Annotated in this window: 9 protein-coding genes, 1 tRNA gene and 1 pseudogene; 6 read left to right on the top strand and 5 right to left on the bottom strand. The window is 63.4% G+C overall.

Annotation, left to right across the window (positions count from 1 at the left end; genetic code table 11):
- Window positions 1-48: 48 nt before the first annotated feature.
- Window positions 49-672: a GNAT family N-acetyltransferase gene (locus tag OC446_RS07410; RefSeq protein ID WP_262028405.1), complete on the bottom strand. Its 624-nt coding sequence runs from the start codon at window positions 670-672 to the stop codon at window positions 49-51.
- Between the two features lie 229 nt (window positions 673-901).
- Between OC446_RS07410 and OC446_RS07415 the strand changes: the two genes are divergently transcribed.
- Together OC446_RS07415 and OC446_RS07420 are read left to right on the top strand one after the other, a co-directional pair.
- Window positions 902-1,915, top strand: coding sequence for a lysylphosphatidylglycerol synthase domain-containing protein (locus OC446_RS07415; RefSeq protein WP_262028406.1), 1,014 nt, complete (start codon window positions 902-904; stop codon window positions 1,913-1,915).
- Window positions 1,912-2,739, top strand: coding sequence for a class I SAM-dependent methyltransferase (locus tag OC446_RS07420; protein ID WP_262028407.1), 828 nt, complete (start codon window positions 1,912-1,914; stop codon window positions 2,737-2,739). Before OC446_RS07415 ends, OC446_RS07420 begins: the two co-directional genes overlap by 4 nt.
- A 3-nt stretch (window positions 2,740-2,742) precedes the next feature.
- Here OC446_RS07420 and OC446_RS07425 read toward each other — a convergent pair.
- Both OC446_RS07425 and OC446_RS07430 read right to left on the bottom strand, forming a co-directional pair.
- Window positions 2,743-2,943, bottom strand: a pseudogene (locus OC446_RS07425) (helix-turn-helix domain-containing protein); the annotation flags it as partial.
- 241 nt (window positions 2,944-3,184) lie between these two features.
- The gene (locus OC446_RS07430) at window positions 3,185-3,460 is read right to left on the bottom strand and encodes a DUF1153 domain-containing protein (protein WP_009763782.1); all 276 of its coding nucleotides are present in this window, start codon (window positions 3,458-3,460) and stop codon (window positions 3,185-3,187) included.
- A gap of 362 nt (window positions 3,461-3,822) precedes the next feature.
- Here OC446_RS07430 and mnmA point away from each other — a divergent pair, with 362 nt between their 5' ends.
- The 4 genes from mnmA to OC446_RS07450 all read left to right on the top strand — a co-directional run bounded on the left by mnmA (window position 3,823) and on the right by OC446_RS07450 (window position 6,170).
- Window positions 3,823-4,977, top strand: a complete 1,155-nt coding sequence (mnmA, locus tag OC446_RS07435) for a tRNA 2-thiouridine(34) synthase MnmA (RefSeq protein ID WP_262028408.1) — start codon at window positions 3,823-3,825, stop codon at window positions 4,975-4,977.
- A 22-nt stretch (window positions 4,978-4,999) separates the two neighbouring features.
- The gene (locus OC446_RS07440; RefSeq protein ID WP_262028409.1) at window positions 5,000-5,641 is read left to right on the top strand and encodes a class I SAM-dependent methyltransferase; all 642 of its coding nucleotides are present in this window, start codon (window positions 5,000-5,002) and stop codon (window positions 5,639-5,641) included.
- Window positions 5,642-5,732: 91 nt separating this feature from the next.
- Window positions 5,733-5,951, top strand: a complete 219-nt coding sequence (locus tag OC446_RS07445) for a hypothetical protein (RefSeq protein WP_262028410.1) — start codon at window positions 5,733-5,735, stop codon at window positions 5,949-5,951.
- A 142-nt stretch (window positions 5,952-6,093) separates the two neighbouring features.
- A tRNA-Met gene (locus tag OC446_RS07450) sits at window positions 6,094-6,170 on the top strand.
- A 151-nt stretch (window positions 6,171-6,321) separates the two neighbouring features.
- Here OC446_RS07450 and OC446_RS07455 read toward each other — a convergent pair.
- Complete coding sequence (locus tag OC446_RS07455; RefSeq protein ID WP_262028411.1) at window positions 6,322-7,836, bottom strand: diguanylate cyclase domain-containing protein; 1,515 nt, start codon at window positions 7,834-7,836, stop codon at window positions 6,322-6,324.
- 260 nt (window positions 7,837-8,096) lie between these two features.
- Window positions 8,097-8,834, bottom strand: coding sequence for a TerC family protein (locus OC446_RS07460; RefSeq protein ID WP_262028412.1), 738 nt, complete (start codon window positions 8,832-8,834; stop codon window positions 8,097-8,099).
- Between the last annotated feature and the right edge of the window lie 298 nt (window positions 8,835-9,132).

Raw genomic sequence — 9,132 nt, forward strand, 5'->3', positions numbered from 1 at the left:
CGCACGAAATCGACGAAAGGGCGTGTCCGGACAGGACGCGCCCTTTCCCTATGCCCGGGAGCCCAAGACCGGAATGTGAGGCGCTGCCTTCAGAGGCAGGAAGCCGAGAAGACGCGGATCGTCGTCCACCTCGATGGCGCGGCGGTACGGCGTGAAGCCCGAGCGTATGTAGAAGGGCAGGGCACCCGGCGAGTCGAGGGTGCAGGTATGCACAAAGAAGCGCTCGACCGGGGCGGCGAAAGCGCGGGCGATGGCTTCGCTCATCAGGAAACGCCCGGCCCCCTGGCCGATGAAGCTCGGAACCAGCCCGAGGAAGGCCAGTTCCACCTCTCCCTCGGTGCGGAAATCGAGTTCGAGCAGGCCGACGTCGGCCGTGCCGTCGTACAGGGCATACGCCTCGACCTTGGAATCGTCGAGGATGGCCGCCAGTTCATCGTCCGGCATCATCGCCCGACTGAACCACAGCCATGGCTCCCCGACCGTCCTGAACAGCGCCCGATAGCGCGGATGGTCCTGGTCGATCCGCTGCAGGCTCCAGTTCTCCGGCTTGCGGAACGGCGGCAGTCCGGGGTGCTCGCGCATCTCCAGATAGGTGACGATCGTCGCGATCTTCCCGTCCGGCAGGTCGGTGTACCCATTGAGGTCGAGTGTCGGTGCAGGTTCCGCCGTCATGTGTCCATGCCTTCGGGAAGCGGTGAAGAAGAGGAGCTGCCCTGCTTCTTAAGGCGATTGTTGCCGCACGTCACGCATCGTCAGGCAGCCTCGAGATCGCTGGTGAATCTCTCCCGTGTGGCGGATGCCGGCCTTGGACCTTATGTCATGCCCCGGCAAGGCATAATCCCCTTGCAGAACCAAGGGATTGTAGGCACAGAAGAAACAACGAGGGAGTTCTGCCGGCTCGATGAAGAATGTGCGTGAGTTCATTTGGCCCATGATCGGGCTGCTTGCAGTCGTCGTGTCGTGCTGGCTTCTTTATCGTGAATTGCGGGGGATGTCCCTCGACGACGTCTGGGACAGCCTGACGGCCGTTCCGTCGCACCGCTACGCCCTCGCGGCGCTCTCCACCCTCGTGGCCTATGCGGCCTTGGCCTGGTACGACCGGATCGCCTTGCTGCACCTGGGAGTGCGCCACATCTCGTGGCTGTTCGTGTCGGTCACGTCGTTCACGACCTATGCCCTGTCTCACAACATCGGCGCGTCGGTCTTCTCCGGCGCCGTCGTGCGGTATAGGGCCTATACGTCGAAAGGCTTGAGTGCGCCGCAGATCGCCGTGCTGGTGGCCCTGTGCTCCTTCACCTTCGGTCTCGGCACCATTCTGCTCGGCGGTGTCGTGCTGGTGGCGGATCCGACCCTGCTGCACCGGCTTGAGGATCTCCTGCCCCCGATGCTCACCAACCCGGCGACGGCCCGCGTCGTCGGATTCCTGCTTCTCGGTTTCGTCGCGCTGTACGTGGTGGGGTCCATCCTGCACCTGCCGCCGATCGTCATCCGCAAGGCGAAGCTGGAATATCCCCGCCCCGCCGTGATGGTGCGCCAGCTGATCGCCGCACCGCTCGAACTCCTGGGCGCCGCCGGCATCATCTATTTCGTGCTCCCTGCCCATCTGGAGCCGAGCTTCATCATCGTGCTGGCGGTCTTTCTGGCTTCCTTCTCGGCCGCCCTGGTCAGCCATGCGCCCGGCGGGCTCGGCGTGTTCGAGCTGGTCTTCCTGACGGCCATGCCGGACATTCCCAAGGCCGACGTGCTGGCGGCCCTCATCATCTTCCGCCTCTTCTACCTGCTCATCCCCTTCGCCCTCTCCCTCGTGGTCGTGCTGATGTTCGAGCGCGCACGCCTGGCCCAGGCCTGGCGCGGGCGGGCGGGTACTCCCGACGGCGCCGTGCCGCCGCCGCCTCTGTCCTCCTCCGAGAAATGAGCCCTTTCTGGCGGCGCCTGCGCTTCGGCCTCTCGACGCTTCTGGGCATCAGGCGGCTCGGCTTCTTCATCCCATACCGCTACGCGGAGAGCGTCGAAGCGCAGGACTACCCGGCCCTGCTCCCGCTGTTCGAGACCGCGCGGCCTCGCTTCGCCGGGGTGGTCGACGCCATCGAGAGCCAGGCAGATGATCTGCGCTCCATCCTGCGGGGCAGGGGGCCTGCGCGCTTCGACCAGAGCTGGTTCCCGCGTCTCGATGCGGCCGCCGCCTATGCTATCGTCCGCCGGGAGAAGCCACGCCGGATCGTGGAGATCGGTTCCGGCCATTCGACCCGCTTCATGGCCCAGGCGGTCCAGGACGGAGGTCTTGCAACCCGCATCACCTGCATCGATCCTGCGCCGCGGGCGACGTTGCGGAAGCTCGATGTGGAGCACCGGCAATTGCTCCTGCGGGATGCGGATCCGGGCGTGTCCGGGGCTCTGGAGGCCGGGGACATCCTCTTCATCGATTCCAGCCACATCGCCATGCCCGGCACAGATGTGGACCGCCTCTTCCTCGACGTGCTGCCCCGCCTCGCGGGCGGGATCCTGGTCCACATCCACGACATCACGCTCCCGAATGCCTATCCGATGGTCTGGGACTGGCGGGGGTATAACGAGCAATTGCTCGTCGGGGCACTGCTGCAGGGGGGCGGCTACGACCTCGTCTTCGCGAGCCATTATGTGGCGAGCACCGGGGACGACACCCTGTCCCGGGGCATCATGTCCGAACTGCCCCTCGTTCCTGGCGCGCATGAGACCAGCCTGTGGCTGAGGAAGAGGTAGGCCTCAGGCAACCACCGTAGGCCTCTGGCCCGGCTCCGGCACGGTGATGCCGGCTTCCATGTACTCGTTCAGCTTGTTGCGCAGGGTGCGGATCGAGATGCCGAGAATCCGCGCGGCATGGGTTCGGTTGCCGAAGCAGGAGGCCAGGGTGTCGAGGATGAGATGACGCTCCACGTCGGCGATGGTGCGCCCAACCAGGATGCGCCGCAACACATCCATGGCCTGTTCCGGTTCGAGCGTCGTCGCACCTGCATTCGCCTGGGTTGAGCCTTGCTGTTCCAACGAATCCGAGGTGCCGAGCACGATGCGAGCCTGCCTTAAGGGAAGTGATTCAGGGATATATGCTCATTCTATGGTTAGGAAGGTCTTAACGGCCGAGCTTCCAGCCACTTAAAAAGGCGCCGGTCAGGTGACGGGCGCCTTCTCGGAAGGGCTGTGAAGAGGCTTATTGGCGGTACTGCTGGATGCGCGTGGTGCGCAGGCCGGCCAAGCCATGCTGGTCGATGGACATCTGCCAGCTCAGGAATTCCTCGGTGGTCAGCGTGTAGCGCTGGCAGGCCTCCTCGAGGCTGAGCAATCCGCCGCGGACGGCGGCTACGACCTCTGCCTTGCGACGGATGACCCAGCGGCGGGTGCTGGACGGGGGTAGGTCGGCAATCGTCAGGGGACTGCCGTCGGGCCCAATGACATACTTGACCCTTGGGCGGTGGGGTTCGGTCATGATACGCTCACACAAAAATTCAACGACCTGTGACAGGCTCGAACCTACGTGACGGGACTTAATGTTTCCCTAAGCCGATCAGGCGGTTACGAGAATGCCTAAGCTTAGCCATAAACGTTAACGTTGCCTTATTGCGGCGCATTTTCCCTTTAAGAATTGTGGCGCGGGAGCTCCGGACCTGGAAAACCGGCCCGGCTTTCCGGGTTGCATCCGAAGCTTTTGATTCATGCCGGCGCGTCGTTTGCCGCAGGCCCGAAGATCCCCGTCAGCGAAAACGGGTCCACATTTGCGCACGATAGGTTATAGAAGGGCTTTGCAACCCCTCCCGTGCGCCGCCTTGAACGGCGCCTCTGGATGGAAACATGCTCAATTCACTCGATCTTCCCACCGATCCCTCGAAGACCCGCGTCGTCGTCGCCATGTCGGGCGGCGTGGACTCCTCCGTCGTAGCGGCCCTGCTCAAGCGCGAGGGCTACGACGTCCTCGGGATCACGCTCCAACTCTACGACCACGGGGCCGCCGCGCACCGAAAGGGCGCCTGCTGCGCCGGCCAGGACATATACGATGCCCGGCGGGTGGCGGAGGCCATCGGCATCCCCCATTACGTGCTCGATTACGAGGCCCGCTTCCGCGAGGCCGTGATCGACCGCTTTACCCAGAGCTATCTGGCGGGCGAGACGCCGATTCCCTGTGTCGAGTGCAACCGCTCGATCAAGTTCCGCGATCTCCTGGAGACTGCCCGGGAACTTGGCGCCGACGTGCTCGCGACGGGCCATTACGTGGCCAGTCGCGCCCTGCCGGATGGACGCCGGTCACTCCACCGTGCCGCCGATCCGGACCGGGACCAGAGCTATTTCCTCTATGCCACGACGCCGGAGCAGCTCGACCTCCTTCGGTTCCCCCTGGGGGAGCTGCCCAAGGAAAAGACCCGCGAGCTGGCGCGCGAATTCGGTCTCACCGTGGCGGAGAAGGCCGACAGCCAGGATATCTGCTTCGTGACGCAGGGGCGCTACAGCGACGTGATCGAACGGCTGAAGCCCGGCGCCGTGCAGGGCGGGGAGATCGTCCATGTGGACGGCCGCGTGCTCGGCCGGCATGAGGGTATCATCCACTACACCGTCGGGCAGCGTAAGGGGCTTGGCCTGTCCGTGGGCGAGCCGCTCTATGTGGTGCGTCTCGACGCCAAAGAGGCCAGGGTGGTCGTCGGCCCCCGGGAGGCCCTGGCCACCCGCCTGATCCGCATGACCGACGTGAACTGGCTCGGCGACGTTCCTCTGGGCGCCTTGGGCGACGAGGGCATGGAGGTGGCCGTGCGCGTCCGCTCCACCCGCGAGCCGCGTCCTGCCCTCCTGCGATCCACAGGAACCCACACTACGGTCGAGCTGTTATCGGCGGAAGACGGGGTGTCTCCCGGTCAAGCTTGTGTCATCTATGAGAGCGATGCTCCCCGGGCACGAGTGCTTGGTGGAGGCACCATTGCTCGAACTCTCGCCGAAGCCGCGCCCGCCGCGGCCTGAGGTGTTTACCTAGGGATAGTTTATGTCGGATGGAGCGACCACCGTCCTGATGCGCAAAGCGTATGCGCGTTGGGCCCCGATCTACGACCTCGTCTACGACAAGCTGACCGAACCGGCCGCCCGCGCGGCCGTGAACGCCGCTGTCGCCTGCGGTCCCAAAGTGCTGGAGGCGGGCGTCGGTACGGGCCTATCCCTCGGTTATTATCCCAGACATGCGGAGGTTTACGGGGTCGATCTCTCCGAGGACATGCTGCGCAGGGCACAGGACAAGGTCGAGAAGAGGGGGCTCAGCCACGTGAAGAGCCTGCAGGTCATGGACGTGACCCGGCTGGGCTTCCCGGACGAGAGCTTCGACGCCGTCACGGCACAGTTCATCATCACCCTCGTGCCGGAGCCCGAAACGGCCCTCGACGAGTTCATGCGCGTGCTGAAGCCGGGCGGCGAGATCGTGCTCGCCAATCACTGGGGTCAGCCCTCCGGGCCGATCGCCGCCCTGGAGGAGCTGGCGTCGCCCGTCGCCAAGGCCATCGGCTGGAGCTCGGCCTTCAAGGCCGCCCGGGTCGAGGAATGGGCTCACAGGACCGGCCGCATGGAGGTCGTGGAGCTGCGAACCCTGTTCCCGGTCGGGTTCTTCAAGCTCATGAGGATCAGGAAGCAGGCGTGAGAACGGGCCTACGACGCCAAAAAGATGACTTTGGTGGCTTGAGCCCTATTTCCATGGGGCAGCCACTTCTTGATCAACGAAAGCCATTCTCATGCGTCTCTTCATGTTCACCTCCCAGGCCAAGGACGACCTGCACGCGTTTGCCGGTGATGAGGCGGGCAGCAAGCTCCCGTCCAAATACGGACCCTGGGGGCTGACCGGCACGCTGGGCTCTCGCGAGACGCCGCCGCACAAGTTCTCGCGCAAGGCCATCGAACAGGCGATTTCGAGCGAGGGCTTCCAGCTCTGGCGCATGAAATCGAAGGGCTGACCGGGCCGCCGACCCGGCCTGAGGATCTTCACGGGAGGCGTGCTGCATAAATCCGCAGCTTTGCCGCGCGTCTTCCTTGACACTGGGGGGCAACTTTCCCTATATCGCCCATGCCTGACGCGGGGGCTACCCCGCTTCCTGGGGCGGAGTAGCTCAGTTGGTCAGAGCAGAGGAATCATAATCCTTGTGTCGGGGGTTCAAATCCCTCCTCCGCTACCAAACTTCACAAAGTCAAATTTGAACAAGCGTCCTTCCGGTCATCCGGTTGGGGCATTGCGCGTGCTTCGCGCAGGCATCGTCGCTACACCATTCTCTTCGGCAGGCGCGGCTACAATCCTGAACCCTACGCTGTCCCGTTCATCGACGCCGCTCACGCCGCGGCGTGGGGGAGGCGCTTCTGCTGCGGGTCGACGTCGTCCTCAAGATGGTGAACGCAGTTCCGACCAGCCGCCTTGGCTCCGTAGAGAGCCCTGTCTGCCGCCTCAAGGAGGGTGCCACGTTCGCTTCCTCGTGAGGGATGGACGGACGCGATGCCGATGCTGGCCGTTACGACCCGATAGGGACTGCCCTCGTGAACGATGTTCAGGGCGACAATGCTCTGGCGGATGTTCTCGGCGATCAGTTGGGCGCCTGCGAGATCCGTTTCCGGCAGCACGATGGCGAATTCCTCACCGCCGTAGCGGGCCGCGACGTCGCGAGGACGGCGGATGTTGCTTTCGAGCGTGCTGGCGATGGCGCTGAGCGTCTCGTCGCCCCGTCCATGGCCATAATGATCGTTGAAGTTCTTGAAGTAGTCGGCGTCGATGTAGATCAGCGACAGGGCTGAGCCCGACCGAATGGCGTGGCGCCATTCCCGCTCGAAGGTCTCGCGGAAGGCACGGCGGTTCGGCAGGCCCGTCAGATCGTCGGTGCGTGCGATGCGCCGGAGCTTGGTTTCCGCCCTCGTGCGGCGTTTCAGTTCGCGCTGGAACAGCATCGTCAATCCGACGACGGCGCAGCACAGGACGAGGGTCGCCAGGCTCAGAACGAGCGCCTTGCGCTGCCAGGCGGAGAAGATCTCCTCGACGGACAGGGCCACGGTGAGTACGAGAGGGTATCGCTCCAGCCGCTCGAACGAGATGATGCGCCGAACGCCGTCGATGGGGGAGACCGACGCGAAGGTGCCGGACTTCTGTGCGAGAAGGCGCATGACATTCGGGGAGCCGCCGAGATCCTGATCCACCTGGCTCGCATCGTAGGGATAGCGCGTCAGGAGGATGCCGTCGTTGCGGAAGAGATTGATCGCTCCGTGCTGGCCGAGACTCAGGTTGTCGAACAGCTGATTGATCGTGCTCAGGGGCATGGATCCCATCACCACGCCGGCGAAATGCCCGGCCGAGTCCGAAATCTTCCGGCTGATCCCGATGCTCGGATCGCCGTTCCGGGTCCGGCTCCCGAAGGGGCGGCTGATATACAGGCCGATATGGTTGTTCTCCTTGTGGGCGATGAAGTATTCGCGGTCCGCGACGTTGAGCGCACGCGAGGCTATCATCGGCCCAGCATCGGCGATGAGGTTTCCATTCTGATCCACGACCAGAAGAGTCCCCATGAAGGAGGCCGTAGCGGTGCGGTCGAAGAGCATCCGGTATTGGAGGTCGGGTGGAAGCTGCTGAGAGCCGAGATATCGCAGGCCCTCAATGGCTCCCCTGAGCGAGAGGTCGAGCAGATCGAGCTTGCCTTCGAGATCGTGGGCAATGGTCGTCAGGACGTTGCGCGAAGCCCTCTCGGCTTCCTGCCACGTGTTCTGGCGGTCGATCCACAGGGTGTGGCCCGAGATCCCCAATATGCCCAGGGCGATCACGCCTGCAATCAGGTGCAAGTAGACTTCTGAGAACAGACGTTTCATTCGGCAACGCACAAGTTTCTACAGAATATATTCTATAGGCGATCCTAAGAGATTGTTACAGTCAGAGCTGGATGAGACTAATGAAGTAGGATCTTTTCCTGAAGCGATTTGGCAGAAGGCATCCAAGGACGGATTCGACTTAGGATAACATTTCGTAAGCTACGGAACGGCATCCTGCATCCAGACGATCGGGGAGCCGGCCTCTGAAGGCGTTGCGGGCGCCACCGAAAGCTCTTCGGTGACGCCCGTTTCGTAGAAACCTATCGTTTCCTCGCACGGGCGCGCCGCGAGAGCATGTTCAGGCCCTCGATGAGCGCCGAGAATGCCATAGCGGCATAGATATAGCCCTTCGGCACATGGGCCCCGAAGCCTTCTGCAATCAGCACCATGCCGATCATGAGCAGAAATCCGAGGGCGAGCATGACCACCGTTGGATTGGCCTGGATAAAGCGGGCGAGGGGATCGGCGGCCAGCAGCATGACCGTGACCGCGGCGACCACCGCCACGACCATGATCGGCACGTGATCCGTCATGCCGACGGCCGTGATGATGCTGTCGATGGAAAAGACCAGGTCCAGGAGCAGGATCTGCACGATCGCCGAGGCGAAACTCATCTGGGCCTTTCCGCTCTCGAAGAGGTCGGGACCGGGATCGGGATTCACATTGTGATGGATTTCCTTCGTCGCCTTCCAGACCAGGAACAGACCGCCTGCGACGAGGATCAGGTCGCGCCAGGAGAAGCCGTGCCCGAAGGCCGTGAAGACGGGTTCGGTGAGCTGGACGATAATCGCAATGGCGCCCAGCAGCCCCAGGCGAAGAACGAGGGCCAGGCCGATGCCGATTCGCCGGGCCGTCGCCTGCCGATCGGCCGGAAGCTTGTTGGTCAGGATCGAGATGAAGATGAGGTTGTCGACCCCGAGCACGATTTCCATGACGACGAGGGTCGCCAAAGCCGCCCAGACGGCCGGATCCGCGGCCAAGGCAAGAAGATAATCCATGAAGCCCTTCCTAACTGTCAGGCTTTATTTTGGTGGCGCTCGCGCTTGCACAAGGGGCAGACCTGGATCCCGGCGTCATTGCTTGCGTGGCCAGCGGTCGATTCCCGAATCCGACCGTTGAACTGCGCCGGGCAGCGCCCACATAGGCAGGAGAGGCACAAAAGCCGCGTTCCTTACGGCTCTCTATAAATGCTGTAGTTTCAGTCTTTTAGTTCCGATCTCGGCTATGCGGCGTCAACGCTGTGGAACCGCCCGTGGCAGGAGAAGCGTTTCCTCATGGAATGATCTGGAGGCGTGT

This window comes from Microvirga sp. Mcv34 (genome assembly GCF_024519725.1).
Lineage (GTDB): Bacteria > Pseudomonadota > Alphaproteobacteria > Rhizobiales > Beijerinckiaceae > Microvirga.